The organism is Flavobacterium sp. LC2016-23 (assembly GCF_009674775.1).
Lineage (GTDB): Bacteria > Bacteroidota > Bacteroidia > Flavobacteriales > Flavobacteriaceae > Flavobacterium.
Genome location: NZ_WKKE01000003.1, coordinates 97,444 through 113,598, shown reverse-complemented (window position 1 = coordinate 113,598; position 16,155 = coordinate 97,444). Strand labels below are relative to the sequence as shown.

Sequence of the window (16,155 nt, the reverse complement as noted above, 5' to 3'; positions counted from 1 at the left end):
TTAATACACAAATTTAGTAGGAAATCCGTTCCTTGCAAGTGTTTTCTTTAAATTTAGCAAAAATTGTTGATAACTTGTTTTTTTTGTTCATAAAGCATGTTATTTGTGGGTAAAAACAGGTAAAAACCCCCGTTTTATTGACCTTAATAGACCTTTGCTGTTTCCGAAAAAGTAATCCCGTTTAGCAATTCTGCGACCTGCATTCTCTTTTTTCCGGGTAATTGTAAGCTCAAAAGCTGAACAAAGCCGTTTGTAATAGCAATTTTGATTTCTTTTTTGCTGCTAATCAGGCTTCCAGTTTCATGAGAATGGGCTTCTTCAATCAGTTTTGCCTCATATATTTTAATGATTACTTCTTCATTTTTGTCCTTTAGAAAACACCACGAAGCCGGATATGGACTTAAGCCGCGGATCAGATTGTTTATTTCTTCTCCCGATTTCGTCCAGTCGATTTTGCAGTTTTCTTTGTTGAGCTTGTAGGCGGTTTTAATTTCAGCATTTTCTTGCTGAATTGTTGTCGTCACATTTCCTTTTTCAATAACCTGCAAAGTATCAATTACGGTCTGACTTCCTAAATGCATTAACCGGTCGTGTAATTGTCCGGCGTTTTCTGCCGGTTCAATTGCGATCTCCGAATTTAAGATCATCGCTCCGGTGTCTATCTTGTCATCTATGAAAAAAGTAGTGACTCCCGTTTTGGTTTCTCCATTGATAATAGCCCAGTTAATGGGGGCCGCACCGCGATAATCAGGTAACAGGGAAGCATGAAGATTAAAGGTTCCTAAAGCTGGCATTTCCCAGACTACTTTTGGCAGCATTCTGAATGCCACCACAATTTGTAAATTCGCATTTAAGGCTTTTAGTTCTGCCAGAAAACTTTCGTCTTTTAGATTTGTAGGTTGTAATAAAGTCAAATGGTTGGCTAGCGCATATTCTTTTACAGCCGAATATTTTATTTTTTGTCCGCGTCCCGCAGGTTTGTCTGCTGCCGTGATCACGCCCACAACATCGTAATTGTTTTTGATAATAGTATCCAGAATGCCAACGGCAAATTCCGGAGTTCCCATAAATATAATTCTTAATTTTTCCATTATAATTTTAAAGTGTATGTATTGTTGGGTTGTATGGTAATATAGTTGTTTTCTAATAATTCCTGAAGTGCCTGAATAACATCGTTGGTATCGAGCTTGATCTGACTCTGTATTTCTCTCGAAGTCAAAGAGGCTGACTTTAATAAAGAAAGAATTTTATCTGCAATCGAATCCGCTTCGGTTATTTTGCCTTTTTTGGCAATGCAATACGAACAAACCCCACAGTTGGATTCTGTTTTTTCTCCAAAATAATCCAGGATCAGTCTGTTTTTACAGGTTTGATCCTCTTTTATATAATGAAGTACCGACAGAAGCTGGTCTTTTTTCAGCTGATTTTGCCTTTCCAGATATTTTGCAACTCTGTTTATCGTGAGATCGTCTTCACGAACTTCATTAAATAGTATTGTTGCGTCGTTATTTTTGGATTTATATTCGATAATCTCTTTTTCCTGTAATTTTTCTAAAACGACAGTAACCTGTTCTTCGGTATGATTTGATTTTTTTGCAATTAAGGAAAGATTAAAGGCAACTTTCATTTCATAAATCCCGGGATACGTTCTCAATATCGCCAGAATAATTTCTTCATCGTTCGGATTCAGGCTTATATATCGAATGACTTCTTTGGATTCGATTAAAAACTGCATGGTAATCTTTTCGGAAAATTCCTGTGACATCGTTATAATTCCCTGCTGGTTCAGAAACTGCAAGGCATTATACGTTTTTAAGGTTGGGAAGTCGTATTTCTGGCAAAAGTGATTCAGCTTAAACGAAAAAGAATCGTTAATACCTTCTCCATACGCAATCTGAAAATAATTGCAGAGTTTTACATAAATGGCATTCAGGAATTTTTTATCGGGCAAAATGCTTAAAAACTGCTGTTCAGTCTGATTGATATCGGATGAGCTGGTTAGTAAAACGGCAAATGATTTACCGCCATTTCGTCCTGCTCTTCCGGATTCCTGATAATAATTTTCGATGTTTTCCGGAAGTTGTGTATGAATAACTGTTTTTACATTGTCCTTGTCAATTCCCATTCCAAACGCATTGGTCGCCACAATAACCTGTGCTTGTTCTGACATCCACAACTGCATGTTTTTATCTTTTTCTTTAGACGAAAGACCGCCATGATAATAAGTGGCCTTAAAACCAAGCGATTGTAATTGTGTCGAAATATTCAGGCAGGATTTACGGTTTCGCACGTATATAATGGAAGGCTGTGGATTCTTCTTTAGGATTTGCTCCACGCGGTAGAGTTTATCTTCGACATTAAACACCATGTATGCGATGTTTTCTCTTGCGAAAGACTGTTGGAAAAATTTAGTATCCTTTAACCCTAGCTCATTTTTAATGTCTTCAATAACTCTTGGGGTAGCGGTTGCTGTCAGGGCCAAAAAGGGAATTTTGGGAAAGAATTTTTTTAACTCGGAAATTTTCAGGTAGGCGGGGCGAAAATCATGTCCCCATTGCGAAACACAATGTGCTTCATCAATTGCAATTAAATTGATAGGTAGATTTTTAATGCGTTCCAGAATCCAGTCCGATTGCAGTCTTTCGGGGGAGAGGTATAAAAATTTATAATTTCCGTACTGGCAATTGTCCAGAAGATCAATGATTTCTTCGGTGTGAATTCCTCCGGTCAGGGCAATAGCTTTAATTTCTCTTTTCTGTAAATTGGCTACCTGATCTTTCATTAGTGCTACCAAAGGGGAGACTACCAGGCAGATTCCTTCCCGCATCATCGTCGGGACCTGAAAACAAATCGATTTTCCGCCACCGGTTGGTAGTAACGCAAAAGTATCCTGGCCATTCAGAACCGAATCAATAATTTCTTTTTGAAGCGGTCTGAAACTGTTGTGTTTCCAGTATTTTAAAAGAATTTCCTGTGCTTCCGGCATTGGTCCTGTTTTAAAGTTAAAAAATTTAGAAAGCAGTTTTCTAGTTTTGCAACTTTAAAAAAAGCCTAAATTTTATCTAAGATATAAAGAATTCTATTGTCCACGGTATCTTTGGGTACTTCTATTAAGTCGTAGCCGTATTTTTTATACGTTTCAACAAGGTGATTCTGAATCGTGACTGCCTGTTCAAAATTCTCGTAACGCTCCGTGTCGCTTTCGTAAATTTCTTCCCAGGGCGGTAAAATAAAAATTTTAGAATATTTAATGTCCTCACAAGCCTTTGTGAAATGTGCCGGATATTCATCTCCAATATAATCCATGTAAGCCACAACGTCAGGAATGCCGCGATCTATAAAAACCACACTATCAGGTTCTTCAAGAGCATCCTCGTACTGTTTGATGCGGCCCTGAAGCAGCATTTCGCTAAACAATAATGGTTGTTCCAAAAACAACTGATCGATACCGCGTTGTTGTGCTTCGAGCGTAACTTGTCTTGAAATTTCAGGATAACAGCAATAGCCACGAGCTACCAATTCGTTAATAAGAGTAGATTTTCCCGTTCCCGGGCCACCAATGAGAACTATGATTTGTTTTTGCACTTTCTTAAAATAAAGCGCAAATTTACCTAAACTTATTCGTAATTAAAAAGAATATTTATGAGAAACGGATGATTTCGTAATTTTATAGTTCAACAGCATGAATTTATTCATTTATAAAAGTGCTTAAAAGGATTGCTTTCTATTCCTGATTTTAATTTTTCTTTACTTACAAAACAAATATTTCCCCGGATCTGTAATTTTTTTCTCCGAAGGAATAATGATATGTGATTCAAATTTGTTTCCTTTTACAACATCATTCACAAAATTCAAAACAGATTGCTGTCCCTGATGGAAAAGGTAACCGGAGAATTCATGTCCGCCGCCGCAAAAAGTAATCAGTTCAATGTCTGTATGCAGGTCTTTCGTATGATTGTAAACGGCATAAGAACCAAAAAGAATCAGCCAGCCTGAAGCATTGGTAGGACAGGAGCGATGTGAACCTGCAGCATACGGAACGGTAGCGTCATTGCTTCCGTGGGCCAGTAGCATAGGTATTGCTTTTTCTTTTGTAATCAGGTTAATATCCATAATCGCGCCTGAACCTCCCACAAAACCTTTGTATCTGAAATTTTCCGGCAGATTGCTTTTGTATAAATTCATCATTTTATAATCCCAGTAGACCGCGTGAAAACCGATTTCGGCACCGGCGCTGATTCCGGAAATAAAGAATTTAGAAGTATCCAGATTGTATTTAGTCGAATTTTCAAGTAAAAAAGAAGTGGCCTGCCACATATCACTAACCCCAATCTGAATCGCTTTTATCTTTTCGGTCAAAGTGCCTTTACAGCCAAAATCTTTTCCTTTCATATATAAACTGTACGAAATACTCGCTACGGCATAACCATTTTTAGCCATAAACAGCCCGAAGTCTTTTTCGCTTGTGCGTTCCCCGCCGGAGAATCCGCCTCCAAAAGCAAAAAGAATTAAGGGAATTTTTTCGCTGTTCTTTTTCTGAGGCAAATACAAATCTAAATCAAGTTTCAGGGTATCATTCTGAAAATAAGTTACTGTTTTGATTTCCTGTGCCTGAATGTTGTTGAAATGGAGAATTGTAAATAGTAAAATGGTGTATTTCTTCATAGGAATGTATTGTGAATGTCGTAAAGTCACGAAGGCTTAAAGTAAAGAGGAGAATTTACGATAAACTTTGCGCCTTCATGCCTTTGCGTGCAAATTTTTTAAAGAATGTTTTTCTCAAATATAAGCTGAAATTTTACAAAGAAATAAAGTTACAAAGCTTTTTTCTTTGCACCTTTGAGCCTCTGTAACTTTGTGCCTTTTTCGAAAGAAAAAAATCTAAAAATCTAAACTCAAAACCGTATATTTGCCTTTATTTTTAATTACGAATGGAGAACGATAAAGAAAAAAGTACCGCCGAATTTTACGAAAGATTAAAGGTTGAGCTGGATAATTCAAATACCTGGCCAGCAGAATATTTGTATAAATTTATAATGCCTTCTGTAGGCGATAATGTCGAGCAGGTTGAAAAAGCTTTTGACAGTATGGGAGCGGTTATTAAAACAACAAAATCTAAAACAGGTAAATTTACCAGCGTTTCTGTAGATGTTACGATGAACAGCGCCGATGAGGTGATTGCTAAATACAAAGAAGTTTCTACAATAGAAGGTATAGTTTCATTATAACTTATGGTCGAAAAATATAAAAAAGAAGTCGCGAATGACGTTGTTTTTAATTTGGAATACAATTCTGAAAGACAGCGTTTACTTATTCCGGAATACGGTCGTCATTTACAAAAACTGATCGATCAGGCCACTGTTATTGAAGATGCCGAAACACGCAATAAAGCTGCGAAGTACATCATTCAGGTCATGGGGAGTCTGAATCCGCATTTGCGTGATGTACCCGATTTCCAGCATAAATTATGGGATCAGCTTTTTATTATGTCTGATTTTAAATTAGATGTTGAGTCGCCATATCCAATTCCATCCCGTGATGTGTTACAGCTAAAACCGGATGTCTTGCAATATCCGCAGAATTTTCCAAAATACAGGTTTTATGGAAACAACATTAAATATATGATTGATGTTGCCAATAAATGGGAAGATGGTGAGATGAAAAATGCATTGATACTGGTGATTGCCAACCACATGAAAAAATCTTATTTGAGCTGGAACAAAGACACCGTAAAAGATGATGTGATTTTTGAGCATTTATTCGAACTGTCAGGCGGAAAAATCAACTTACTGCAAAGTACAGAAGAGCTTCTCAATACAACAGATTTATTGCGTACCAACAAACGTATGTCAAATAAAATTACGCCAGCCGGGCCGCCAAAAATCCAAAGCAATAAAAACAACAGCAAAGGCGGAAAACCAAAACCTTTTCAGAAAAATAATAATCAGAAATAAAAAGGGGCAAAGATACTAAGTAACTAAGGGGCTAAGTTTTTTAACTCAGAATCTTAGAATTTCAGAACCTTAGCGACTTAAAAAGAAGAACCTTAAAATAAAAAAGTTGCTAAGCAGCTAAGATACTAAGTTGAAAGATTAAAACTTAGGACCTCAGAACCTTAGTAACTCAGAACCTTAAAAAAAAAAAAGTTGCTAAGCAGCTAAGATACTAAGTTAAGAGAAAAACTTAGAACCTCAGAACCTTAGTAACTCAGAACCTTAAAAAGAATATATGGGAATTTTTAAAATCGAAGGAGGAATACCTTTAAAAGGAGAAATTACTCCGCAAGGAGCAAAAAATGAGGCATTACAAATTTTATGTGCCGTGCTTTTAACGGGAGATAAAGTCAAAATTAATAATATTCCCGATATTATTGACATCAATAAATTAATCACTTTGCTGGGTAATTTAGGAGTGAAAATTCAAAGAAATGAACCAGGTTCGATTACATTTCAGGCTGATGAGGTTAATGTTGGTTATTTAGAAACAGAAGCTTTCAAAAAAGAAGGTGGAGCACTTAGAGGTTCCATTATGATTGTTGGTCCTCTTTTGGCCCGTTTCGGAAAAGGATATATTCCTAAACCGGGAGGAGATAAAATTGGCCGTCGCAGATTAGATACACACTTTGAAGGCTTTATTAACCTTGGAGCAAAATTCAGATACAACAGAGAAGATCATTTTTACGGAGTAGAATCACCGGAAGAAGGTCTTACGGGAACAGACATGCTGCTTGACGAAGCTTCTGTGACCGGAACAGCAAATATTGTAATGGCTGCTGTTTTGGCAAAAGGTAAAACAACAGTTTACAATGCTGCCTGTGAGCCTTACTTACAACAGTTATGTAAAATGCTGAACTCTATGGGAGCTAAAATCACCGGAGTCGGATCTAATTTATTAACGATCGAAGGTGTTGAAAGCCTCGGTGGCTGTGAGCATAGAATTCTTCCTGATATGATCGAAATCGGTTCATGGATTGGTCTTGCCGCTATGACTAAAAGCGAAATCACGATTAAAAATGTAAGCTGGGATAACTTAGGCTTGATTCCGAATACATTCAGAAAATTAGGTATTACGATAGAAAGACGCGGAGATGATATTTACATTCCTGCTCACACAGACGGATACGAAGTAAAAACTGATATTGACGGTTCTATTTTAACCATTGCCGATGCACCATGGCCGGGATTTACCCCTGATTTATTAAGTATTGTTTTAGTAGTGGCCACACAGGCAAAAGGCGATGTTCTGATTCACCAGAAAATGTTCGAAAGCCGTTTGTTTTTCGTAGATAAATTAATTGACATGGGCGCAAAAATTATGTTATGCGATCCGCACAGAGCGGTGGTGATGGGACATAATTTCGAATCTCAGTTAAAAGCAACAACCATGTCTTCTCCGGATATTCGTGCGGGGATTTCATTATTAATTGCAGCACTTTCAGCAAAAGGAACCAGTACCATTCAAAATATCGAACAAATCGACCGTGGATACGAGCGTATCGACGAACGTTTGAGAGCAATTGGAGCAAAAATCGTGAGAGCGTAGATAAAAAACTCAAATGACGAATGAACAAAAAGCTATAAAAGCTACCTATTTTAGTATAGCTGGAAATACCTGCCTGGCCCTTGTAAAAGGTTTGGCAGGTTTTTTTGGCAATTCTTACGCCTTGATTGCAGACGCCATCGAATCAACAACGGATATCTTTTCGTCCTGCCTTGTTTTGTTTGGAATTAAATATTCAAATAAACCGGCAGATGAAAATCACCCTTACGGTCACGGGCGTGCAGAACCTTTAATTACCTTCCTGGTGGTTGGCTTTCTGATTACTTCAGCCACAATTATCGGGTACGAAAGTATCGCTAACATTCAGTCTTCACATGATCTTCCAAAGTCCTGGACACTATATGTCTTAGGGGCTATTATTGTGTGGAAAGAGTACTCTTTCAGACTGGTAATGAAACGCAGTAAGCAAACCAATAGTTCAGCTCTGGCAGCAGATGCCTGGCACCATCGCAGCGATGCCATAACTTCGGTTGCAGCATTTATCGGAATTACGATTGCTCTGGTAATGGGAAAAGGGTATGAATCTGCTGATGACTGGGCGGCTCTATTTGCAGCTTTCTTTATTTTATACAACAGTTATAAAATCTTCAGGCCTGCGCTTGGTGAAATTATGGACGAACATTTAAATGATGACTTAGTCGAAGAAATTCGTATTAAATCCTTAACGGTGGAAGGGATTTTGGGAACCGAAAAATGTTTTATCCGAAAAGCAGGGATGAAATACCATGTCGATCTTCATGCCATTGTTTCGGCTAAAATTTCGGTAAAAGAAGGGCATGACTTGTCGCATAAATTACAGGATACTTTAAAAGAAAAGATTCCCCAGCTCGGAAATGTATTGATTCATATCGAGCCGGATGATTATCATTGAGAAAAAGGTTCTGAGTTGCTAAGGTTCTGAGGAACAAAGGTGCAAAGGTGCAAAGGGACAGAGGTGCAAAGATTTGAATGCTTTTTGCATTTTTTTAATAAAATAAAAAGCCGATTACTCTTTTGAGAGTAATCGGCTTTTATGTGTTTTGTTTTCCGCTACTAACCTTTTAATCTGCTCAATCTGCCAAATCTGCGTGAAAAAAATATACGGTAGGTAAGTGTAGGTGTAGTCGATACGATGCAAATAATTCAAGCTTAGCAACTTAGTATCTTAGTAGCTTTAAAAAAAAACTAATCCAAAACATTTAAAATCTTCAGTCCAAAAACAACACCGTTTTGCTGTATGCCACCCTGATACGAATGCACATAATCTACTCTGAAAAGTTTAAATTTTCCAAAACCGAGATTGTCCAGACCAACAGTAAATTCAGAATAAGGCTTTCTGTCCGGAATAGCCAGTGAATGAAAACCTAAATTAAGGGTTGATTTTAGCAGATTCAGTAACGGAATTTTATTCATTATAAATCCGGTGTCGTTGTATTCTAAATGGGCTTCCAGATAACTGTCGTTTGTGCTGTTAGTGTAATAAGGCATTAAATTAAAAACATTCAGGTAACGATCGCTGGTTCCGATATGGGTTTGGTTTCCGTTAAAATGTTTGTAATCTATAAAAGAGATATTTTCAGCATTAAAGAACTTTCCTGCCCTGAAACTCGTTCCCAGCAAACCTTTGTTTCCTAACGATAAATCATACTGTACCAAAGCTGCAATTCGATCAAATTCATAGCTTTTTGTGCTGGCAGCAAATGCCTTTTCATAGGTAAAAAACAGGGTTGGGTACTTGTCGTTCTTAATATTATATCTTCCGTCAGGTCTTGAAATGTATTTATTGCCAAAATTGATGCGTGCTGTAATATTGGCCTTGAATAAATGATGCTGATTAAAAGCAGGAGTTTCAAAATCATTTGGCGCCAGCGGATTATTAGACGAATAAATATCATCCCTTTTAAAGAAAGAATAATCGGTTGTATTAAAAAGCGGTTTTCGTTGTTCGTACGCAATTTTACCATTCAGATTTATTCCGTTTGCAACGTATTGGTTATAGTTGATTTGTGCAAATTCTAAGTTGTACAGCTTCATATAATTGTCTTTAAAAAACAAGGAACTTACAGAATTGACAAACTTTGTTATAGGTTCAGCACTGTTGAATTGTGCTACTTTTGTTCCCCCTGAAATGGAAATAGAGGCGTAATTAATAGTATTAAAGCGATGGCTGAATTCTCCGGTCGCCCGAAAACGTTCCTCCGAAAAACCATAATTAAAGGTTGTGCTTACAGAAGTGCTTTTTCCTTTTTCTTCATTCCAGGTTTTAAAGGAAAAACCCGAATTAAAATTAAATCCCTGAACCGTATTAAAACTTAAAGAAGCGATGTTTAAAAGGCCTTCATATTCAAAAGAATATTTTTTAAAAGTGTTTTTGTACTCATACCCTTTTAATATATCCCAAACTTTAAATGTATTGTTTTTGGCATCAATCGAATCGGTGTATTTCTGAGATTTACGAATGGTCTGCAGGCTGTCTTTTTTATTGTAATCGCTGCTTTCCTCGATAGTTAGAGGAATCGGACGAATCTGATTCCAAAAGGCATCGTCTTTTTTATTGGAATTGGCTTCAAAAGCAACAATTTCATTTCCGAAAGTCTTCTTCGCAAATGAAACCGGAAACTCATAATTGGAATAGACATAATTAAATTGCCCCGAAAATTTAATACCGAAAACGCCTGCCTTAAAGGATAAGGTTTGTGCGTTCTTAGACCATATTTTGTTTTCTGAATTGTAATTAAAGCTTTGTTTTAGCGTCATTATTTCAGTAAGCTCATTCTTCATTCGATAGCCTTTGATGTCTAAATCGATCGCGTAAATAGCAAAACTGTCGTCAACAATATAAATATAACCTTCAAAAACAGGTTCTTTGTCGCGTTTCGGGATTACTTTTATTTTGTTTATTTCGTGATTATTGGCATCAAAGAAGGTACCTTCCAATTGATACTTGTAATAACTAAAGGCATTATCGGCAATTGGAGAAATCAGTTTGATATCAAAATCTAAAGTGTTATCATAAAAATCGTAAGTTGATAAGGCGGCGGTGTTGTAGCTGTATCCGCGGTTGTTTCCGGAAATTTTTGAGGCTATAATTTTTTCTTTGAGCTTGTCGGGTTTTTCATAACTCACTTTCGAAATGGTTTCTGACAGATACAGAATTCCTGTTCCGGTAGAATCTAAATTGGAGGACATATCTTCTCCCAGATCTACTTTCTGGCCTAATATTTTTTTCGGAAGATCCTTTACTTTAAACATCCCTTTCGAATAAAAATCTGCTGTAAATCGGGACGTTTTTTCGGAGTTTTCTTTTTTGTTGGCAATGGCGCTTCTTATAATGGCATTTGCCGGATTGTTTTTAGGATCAATCACTACTTCATTTAAGGCAAAACTTTCTTCCAGCATTTTAACATCCAGAACGATTACTTTGGAATCGGGAGAAACGGCTATTTTTTGTGTTTTAAAACCCAAATACTGAAACGTAATTTTGTTTTTTCCGGGTTCTTTTACATTGAGCTGATATTGTCCCTGCTCATTTGATGTGGTTCCCGTATACGTGTTTTCTTCAAAAACAGAAACAAAAGGCAACGGGGTTCCTTTTTCATCGGTTATGGTTCCTTTGATCTGGGCAAAGTTAGAAAGCGAAAAAAATAAAAAAGCGAATAAGGTATAGTTTCTCATGAAAGTTATTTCTTTCACAAAAATAGGATAACTTAAAATCGGGGTTATTAAAAATTTGTTAAATAAAGCGTTACAAAAAAGACTGAACGGCCAAATCGTAACTTTTTAATCCAAAACCTAAGATTACACCTTTAGCATTTCCGGACAAATACGATTGATGCCTGAAACTTTCACGCGCATACGTATTTGAGATATGAACTTCAATAACCGGAGTGGTCACCGCCTTAATGGCATCACCCAAACCAATAGAAGTATGCGTGTAAGCGCCGGCATTTAGTATTATTCCATCAAAAGTAAAACCGCATTCCTGAATTTTGCCAATTAGTTCGCCTTCAATATTACTCTGATAATAGGAAAGTTCGATATTTGGATATTTTTGCTGCAACGTTTCAAAATAGTCTTCAAAAGTCTGGCTTCCGTAAACTTCCGGTTCTCTTTTTCCTAAAAGATTCAAATTGGGTCCGTTGATAATGCAGATTTTCATATTGTAATTTGATTTAATAATTGAGGAATGATTCCGTTTTACATTTTACAGAATACATTTGACAAAGGATGTAAAAATAAAAAAACCGCTCCAATTAATAGGGCGGTTTTTATAAAAGTATGTGATATTATTTTTAGAACATGAATCCGGCAGAAATCTGGAATACAGAGTTTTTAACATCAGCATTTTTAGAAGCTTCTGTTAATCCTAAGCCGTAACGTCCTTGTAAAAAGAAGTTTTCAGTAAGTTTTACTCCTAATCCGGCATTTACACCGAATTCAAAAGTTTCACCATTTTTAACATCAAAATCATTTCTTTCGCTTACCAAAAAAGAAGCTTGCGGTCCAACTTCTAAACTAAATGTGTTATTTAAATAAAACTTAGCCATTACCGGAATAGATATATATCCTAACTCATTTTTAATATCTTCACTTACACCGCTAAGTTTATACGATGCACCAGTAGTAGAATATAAAAGCTCTGGTTGAATAGAAAATTTGTCTAGTAATTTTACCTCTGCAACTAAACCAGCATGGTAGCTAGTGATACCCTCTTTGTCAATTTGATCGGGAAAATCTCCGGTTTGATTTGCAAAGTTAACCCCTGCCTTAACCCCAATTTTTAATAATTGAGCCTGAATCGTTGCCGATGTTGCAATGAACAATACAGCTGCTAAAAGTATCTTTTTCATAAAAATGTTTTTTTAAAGTTTGGTATTTGTTTTTAAATGTTATTAACAGTTCAAAACTACTTATTATCATTTTTATTGTTTTATGTTTTAGTTAAAATTTTTATTAAAATTCACACTTATTTATGTTTTTAAGTAATAAAACACTCTTTTTTAATTTTTAATGTTTTGATTTATAATGTGTTATTTGTTTAGGTTGAAAAATTACAGATTCATAACAGCATGATTATAGGCTTTTAAAATTGCACAGTATTTTTTTATTTTGAAAGATTTTGATTATTAATTTTGAGGTTAAGTAATGTCTTTTGTGATAGGTAATTTAACGAGAATAATAATGCTAATATATTTTAAATCAGGCTTATATTGAATGGAATAATTTGTTTCTTTTACTTTTTGATAATTGTTTTTTAATTTACTTTATTAGGAATTTTAAGATGTCTTTTATACGTTTGTTTTCTAAACTTTAACAAAATAAAAAAATGAAAAAAATTATTTTATCAATGCTTGCGATCTTAGTATTTGGATTTGCAAATGCTCAGAAAACAAGATTTGGAGTAAAGGGAGGTTTGAATGTTTCAAGCTTCGCGGGTGGAGATTATTACGATTCTAAATCTTTAATAGGTTTCCATGTTGGAGGTTTTGCTGAGATTAAAGTTATTGAAAGATTGGCTATTCAGCCTGAACTTCTGTTTTCTACACAAGGTGCGAAATTGGAATATTTTGGGGATTCTGATGTAGATAATAAATTAAATTACTTAAATGTTCCTGTATTGGCTAAGTTTTTTATAACTAAAGAATTTACTGTTGAGGCTGGTCCGCAAATAGGATTTTTGCTTTCTGCAAAATACGATAGTGAAGATGCAAAAGATGATTTCAAATCGGTAGATTTTGGATTTAATTTTGGTGTTGGATATAGTTTTACAGACAATCTTGGTGTTAATCTTCGTTATACAGTAGGTTTAGCTAATATTGCTGATTATGAAACGGATAATGTAGAAGATTTTTTAGATAGCCCGAAAAACAGCAATTTAGCTTTGTCTTTGGCTTATAAATTCTAATATTTTTTTCAAGAAATAAATTAAACCTTCCTCTAATGTGGAAGGTTTTTTTATGCCCTAAAAATGTTTTACTTTGCGGACATGAAATGGAATACCTACATAAAAGATTATCAATCGTATTTGCGAATCGAAAGAGGTTTGTCTAAAAACACGATTGAGAATTATGGTTTTGATATTGAACGTTTGTGTCTTTTTTTAGAAACAAATCAGATTGAAGTTTCGCCTTTAAAAATCAGTGATGAAACCGTTCAGCAGTTTATTTATGCCGTTTCAAAAGAAGTTAATCCGCGTTCTCAGGCACGCATTATTTCAGGGTTAAAAAGTTTTTTTAATTATTTGGTATTTGAGGATTATCGAAAAGACAACCCACTGGAATTAATAGAAACCCCAAAAACCGGACGTAAATTGCCGGATACATTGTCAGTTGAGGAAATTGATTCCTTAATTGCTGCTATTGATTTAAGTTCAAATGAAGGAGAACGAAACCGGGCCATCTTAGAAACGCTTTATGGTTGCGGACTTCGAGTTTCTGAGCTAGTTTCCCTGAAGATTTCTGACTTGTATTTTGAAGAAGGCTTTGTTAAGATCACCGGCAAAGGAAACAAAGAGCGTTTTGTTCCGATTGGTAAACTGACTGAAAAATACATTCGGATTTATCAGAATACGGTAAGAAGTGAATTGAATATCAAGAAAGGTTTTGAGGATACGCTGTTTCTGAACAGAAGAGGAAGTCAGCTTACCCGTTCCATGATTTTTGCCATTATAAAAGATCTGGCTGTCAAAGTCAGTTTACATAAAAAAATTAGTCCGCATACTTTACGCCATTCTTTTGCTACGCATTTACTTGAAAATGGTGCAGATTTAAGATCTATTCAGTTAATGCTTGGACATGAGTCTATTACAACGACCGAAATTTATGTTCATTTAGACAGAAGCTTTCTGAAAGAGGTGATACACTCTTTTCATCCAAGGAAATAATTTCTGGCAATAATTTTAACAAACAGCCGTTTTTCTTTTTAAAAATTAATATCTTGTAGTGTGTTTTAACAGCTATGAAAAATCAGGGATTGCTTTTTCTTTATTTTCCGATAAATAGTATTGAATAATTCATATTGTATAAAAATAAGTGATGTATGATGTTTGATTTACATGAAAATGACGATTGCTTAGAAGTAAATAATTTTTACAGGAAATTATTCGCCGAAATGCCTGATTTACTTTTTCAGTTTGTTATTGATTGCGATAATAAGTATTCCTTTCCGCTTATAAGTAAATCAGCTGATGATATTTTTGAGATCTCAGTAAGTGATTTTACAAACGATATTATATTTGTTATTTACGACAGGATATTTTCTCCGGATAAGGAGTTGTTTTTTCAGTCTTTGGTAAAAGCCAGAAAAGAAGTCATTCCCTGGGAAATTGAGTTCAGGGCAGTGCTGCCTAAAAAAGGATTGCGATGGTTTAAAATTTCGTCTAAAACCGAATTGGCTCCCGATGGTTGTGTTAGTTTTTTTGGACATGTCTCTGATATTACAGATTTAAAAGATAAAGAAGAAAAACTTCGTATTTCTGAAGAACGTTTTCAATTTGCACTCGAAGCTTCAACGGCCGGTATTTGGGATTGGGATATGGTCACCAACAATGTTTTTTATTCTTCCTTGTCACTGAAAATTCTGGAATTAGATTCAGCAGATATTTTTGATGACCCAGAACGGTGGGATAAAATTGTACATCCCGATGATTTGCCAAAATACTATTCAGACATTCAGGAACACTTTGATAATAAGATTCCGTACTACGAGAATTACCATCGTGTCATGACGTCCAGCGGTAATTATAAATGGATTTTAGACAGGGGGAAGGTAATCAGGAGAGACGAAAATGGCAAGCCTTTGCGTGTTATCGGAACACATACCGATGTCTCTTTGCAGAAAGAAAAAGAACTGGAACTTCTGAAAACAATGAAACTTTACAGCGATCAGAACAGTCGCTTGCTGAATTTTTCGCATATTGTATCGCATAATCTGAATACACAGGCCGGTAATATAAAATCTATTCTGGACTTTATTGATGCTGATGTCGATAAGCTGACGATTAATGAAATGCTGGAACATCTAAGAACGGTATCCAATGATCTGAATGAAACCATTTCGAATCTGACTCAGATTGTAAAAACACAAAGCAATATCAATATTGTTGTTGTTCCTCTGAAGTTAAGTGAATATATTGAAAAAACTATATTTACTATAAAAGGATACGACAAACAAAAAAATGTGACCATCATAAACAATGTTCCGCAATACCTGACTATAAATTTTAACCCGGCTTATCTTGAAAGTGTTTTGTTGAATTTTACCACCAATGCCATAAAATATGCACATCCGGAAAGGGATCCTGTTGTTATTTTTGATTTTGGAATTGAACCTGAAGGGTATAAATCGTTGAAAATTACAGATAATGGCCTGGGTATTGATCTGGCGGTGTATGGTGATTTATTATTCGGTATGTACAAAACATTTCATAAGCATCAGGAAGCCCGCGGGATTGGATTGTATATTACCCGAAATCAAATTGAAGCCATGAAAGGGAGTATTTTTGTTGAAAGTGAAGTAGGAGTAGGAACTTGTTTTAAAATTGTATTTAATGATATGTAGAGGGAAATTTTAATGCTATAAACAACAAAGGCTGTCTTTATAAAGACAGCCTTTGTT

Annotated in this window: 14 protein-coding genes; 7 read left to right on the top strand and 7 right to left on the bottom strand. The window is 35.5% G+C overall.

Annotated features, from left to right (window positions below; genetic code table 11):
* Nucleotides 1–143: 143 nt before the first annotated feature.
* The 4 genes from fmt to GJU43_RS03355 all read right to left on the bottom strand — a co-directional run bounded on the left by fmt (nucleotide 144) and on the right by GJU43_RS03355 (nucleotide 4,665).
* Nucleotides 144–1,091: a methionyl-tRNA formyltransferase gene (gene fmt / locus GJU43_RS03370; protein WP_154339426.1), complete on the bottom strand. Its 948-nt coding sequence runs from the start codon at nucleotides 1,089–1,091 to the stop codon at nucleotides 144–146.
* Complete coding sequence (locus GJU43_RS03365; protein WP_154339425.1) at nucleotides 1,091–2,986, bottom strand: ATP-dependent DNA helicase RecQ; 1,896 nt, start codon at nucleotides 2,984–2,986, stop codon at nucleotides 1,091–1,093. The genes fmt and GJU43_RS03365 overlap by 1 nt, the downstream gene beginning before the upstream one ends.
* Before the next feature lie 65 nt (nucleotides 2,987–3,051).
* On the bottom strand, nucleotides 3,052–3,585 hold the full coding sequence (locus GJU43_RS03360) for an AAA family ATPase (protein WP_370455486.1): 534 nt from the start codon (nucleotides 3,583–3,585) through the stop codon (nucleotides 3,052–3,054).
* A 162-nt stretch (nucleotides 3,586–3,747) separates the two neighbouring features.
* Nucleotides 3,748–4,665 carry a S9 family peptidase gene (locus GJU43_RS03355; protein ID WP_154339424.1) on the bottom strand — a complete coding sequence of 306 codons (918 nt, stop codon included), beginning with the start codon at nucleotides 4,663–4,665 and terminating at the stop codon, nucleotides 3,748–3,750.
* Between the two features lie 266 nt (nucleotides 4,666–4,931).
* Between GJU43_RS03355 and GJU43_RS03350 the strand changes: the two genes are divergently transcribed.
* From GJU43_RS03350 to GJU43_RS03335, 4 genes are all read left to right on the top strand, one after another.
* On the top strand, nucleotides 4,932–5,228 hold the full coding sequence (locus GJU43_RS03350) for a DUF493 family protein (RefSeq protein WP_154339423.1): 297 nt from the start codon (nucleotides 4,932–4,934) through the stop codon (nucleotides 5,226–5,228).
* A gap of 3 nt (nucleotides 5,229–5,231) precedes the next feature.
* A complete protein-coding gene (locus GJU43_RS03345) occupies nucleotides 5,232–5,954 on the top strand; it encodes a DUF4290 domain-containing protein (protein ID WP_154339422.1) in 723 nt (240 codons plus the stop codon).
* 274 nt (nucleotides 5,955–6,228) lie between these two features.
* The gene (murA, locus tag GJU43_RS03340) at nucleotides 6,229–7,542 is read left to right on the top strand and encodes a UDP-N-acetylglucosamine 1-carboxyvinyltransferase (RefSeq protein WP_154339421.1); all 1,314 of its coding nucleotides are present in this window, start codon (nucleotides 6,229–6,231) and stop codon (nucleotides 7,540–7,542) included.
* 13 nt (nucleotides 7,543–7,555) lie between these two features.
* Nucleotides 7,556–8,431 carry a cation diffusion facilitator family transporter gene (locus GJU43_RS03335; protein ID WP_154339420.1) on the top strand — a complete coding sequence of 292 codons (876 nt, stop codon included), beginning with the start codon at nucleotides 7,556–7,558 and terminating at the stop codon, nucleotides 8,429–8,431.
* Nucleotides 8,432–8,724: 293 nt separating this feature from the next.
* Here GJU43_RS03335 and GJU43_RS03330 read toward each other — a convergent pair whose 3' ends face one another.
* The 3 genes from GJU43_RS03330 to GJU43_RS03320 form a co-directional block, all read right to left on the bottom strand.
* Nucleotides 8,725–11,214, bottom strand: coding sequence for a DUF5686 and carboxypeptidase regulatory-like domain-containing protein (locus GJU43_RS03330; RefSeq protein ID WP_154339419.1), 2,490 nt, complete (start codon nucleotides 11,212–11,214; stop codon nucleotides 8,725–8,727).
* Nucleotides 11,215–11,284: 70 nt separating this feature from the next.
* Nucleotides 11,285–11,698: a type II 3-dehydroquinate dehydratase gene (gene aroQ, locus GJU43_RS03325; RefSeq protein WP_154339418.1), complete on the bottom strand. Its 414-nt coding sequence runs from the start codon at nucleotides 11,696–11,698 to the stop codon at nucleotides 11,285–11,287.
* A 133-nt stretch (nucleotides 11,699–11,831) separates the two neighbouring features.
* Nucleotides 11,832–12,389 carry a porin family protein gene (locus GJU43_RS03320; protein ID WP_154339417.1) on the bottom strand — a complete coding sequence of 186 codons (558 nt, stop codon included), beginning with the start codon at nucleotides 12,387–12,389 and terminating at the stop codon, nucleotides 11,832–11,834.
* Nucleotides 12,390–12,865: 476 nt separating this feature from the next.
* Here GJU43_RS03320 and GJU43_RS03315 point away from each other — a divergent pair, with 476 nt between their 5' ends.
* From GJU43_RS03315 to GJU43_RS03305, 3 genes are all read left to right on the top strand, one after another.
* A complete protein-coding gene (locus GJU43_RS03315) occupies nucleotides 12,866–13,444 on the top strand; it encodes a porin family protein (RefSeq protein ID WP_154339416.1) in 579 nt (192 codons plus the stop codon).
* 81 nt (nucleotides 13,445–13,525) lie between these two features.
* Nucleotides 13,526–14,422, top strand: a complete 897-nt coding sequence (gene xerD, locus GJU43_RS03310; RefSeq protein WP_154339568.1) for a site-specific tyrosine recombinase XerD — start codon at nucleotides 13,526–13,528, stop codon at nucleotides 14,420–14,422.
* 155 nt (nucleotides 14,423–14,577) lie between these two features.
* Nucleotides 14,578–16,098 (top strand): PAS domain-containing protein, encoded by a 1,521-nt coding sequence (locus GJU43_RS03305; protein WP_154339415.1) that lies wholly within the window; start codon nucleotides 14,578–14,580, stop codon nucleotides 16,096–16,098.
* The last annotated feature ends 57 nt before the right edge of the window (nucleotides 16,099–16,155 follow it).

Bases quoted from the DNA above. Each gene is read 5' to 3' on its own strand.
- fmt (WP_154339426.1), bottom strand. From the start codon at position 1,091: ATGGAAAAATTAAGAATTATATTTATGGGAACTCCGGAATTTGCCGTT.
- GJU43_RS03365 (WP_154339425.1), bottom strand. From the start codon at position 2,986: ATGCCGGAAGCACAGGAAATTCTTTTAAAATACTGGAAACACAACAGT.
- GJU43_RS03355 (WP_154339424.1), bottom strand. From the start codon at position 4,665: ATGAAGAAATACACCATTTTACTATTTACAATTCTCCATTTCAACAAC.
- GJU43_RS03350 (WP_154339423.1), top strand. From the start codon at position 4,932: ATGGAGAACGATAAAGAAAAAAGTACCGCCGAATTTTACGAAAGATTA.
- GJU43_RS03345 (WP_154339422.1), top strand. From the start codon at position 5,232: ATGGTCGAAAAATATAAAAAAGAAGTCGCGAATGACGTTGTTTTTAAT.
- murA (WP_154339421.1), top strand. From the start codon at position 6,229: ATGGGAATTTTTAAAATCGAAGGAGGAATACCTTTAAAAGGAGAAATT.
- GJU43_RS03335 (WP_154339420.1), top strand. From the start codon at position 7,556: ATGACGAATGAACAAAAAGCTATAAAAGCTACCTATTTTAGTATAGCT.
- GJU43_RS03330 (WP_154339419.1), bottom strand. From the start codon at position 11,214: ATGAGAAACTATACCTTATTCGCTTTTTTATTTTTTTCGCTTTCTAAC.
- aroQ (WP_154339418.1), bottom strand. From the start codon at position 11,698: ATGAAAATCTGCATTATCAACGGACCCAATTTGAATCTTTTAGGAAAA.
- GJU43_RS03320 (WP_154339417.1), bottom strand. From the start codon at position 12,389: ATGAAAAAGATACTTTTAGCAGCTGTATTGTTCATTGCAACATCGGCA.
- GJU43_RS03315 (WP_154339416.1), top strand. From the start codon at position 12,866: ATGAAAAAAATTATTTTATCAATGCTTGCGATCTTAGTATTTGGATTT.
- xerD (WP_154339568.1), top strand. From the start codon at position 13,526: ATGAAATGGAATACCTACATAAAAGATTATCAATCGTATTTGCGAATC.
- GJU43_RS03305 (WP_154339415.1), top strand. From the start codon at position 14,578: ATGATGTTTGATTTACATGAAAATGACGATTGCTTAGAAGTAAATAAT.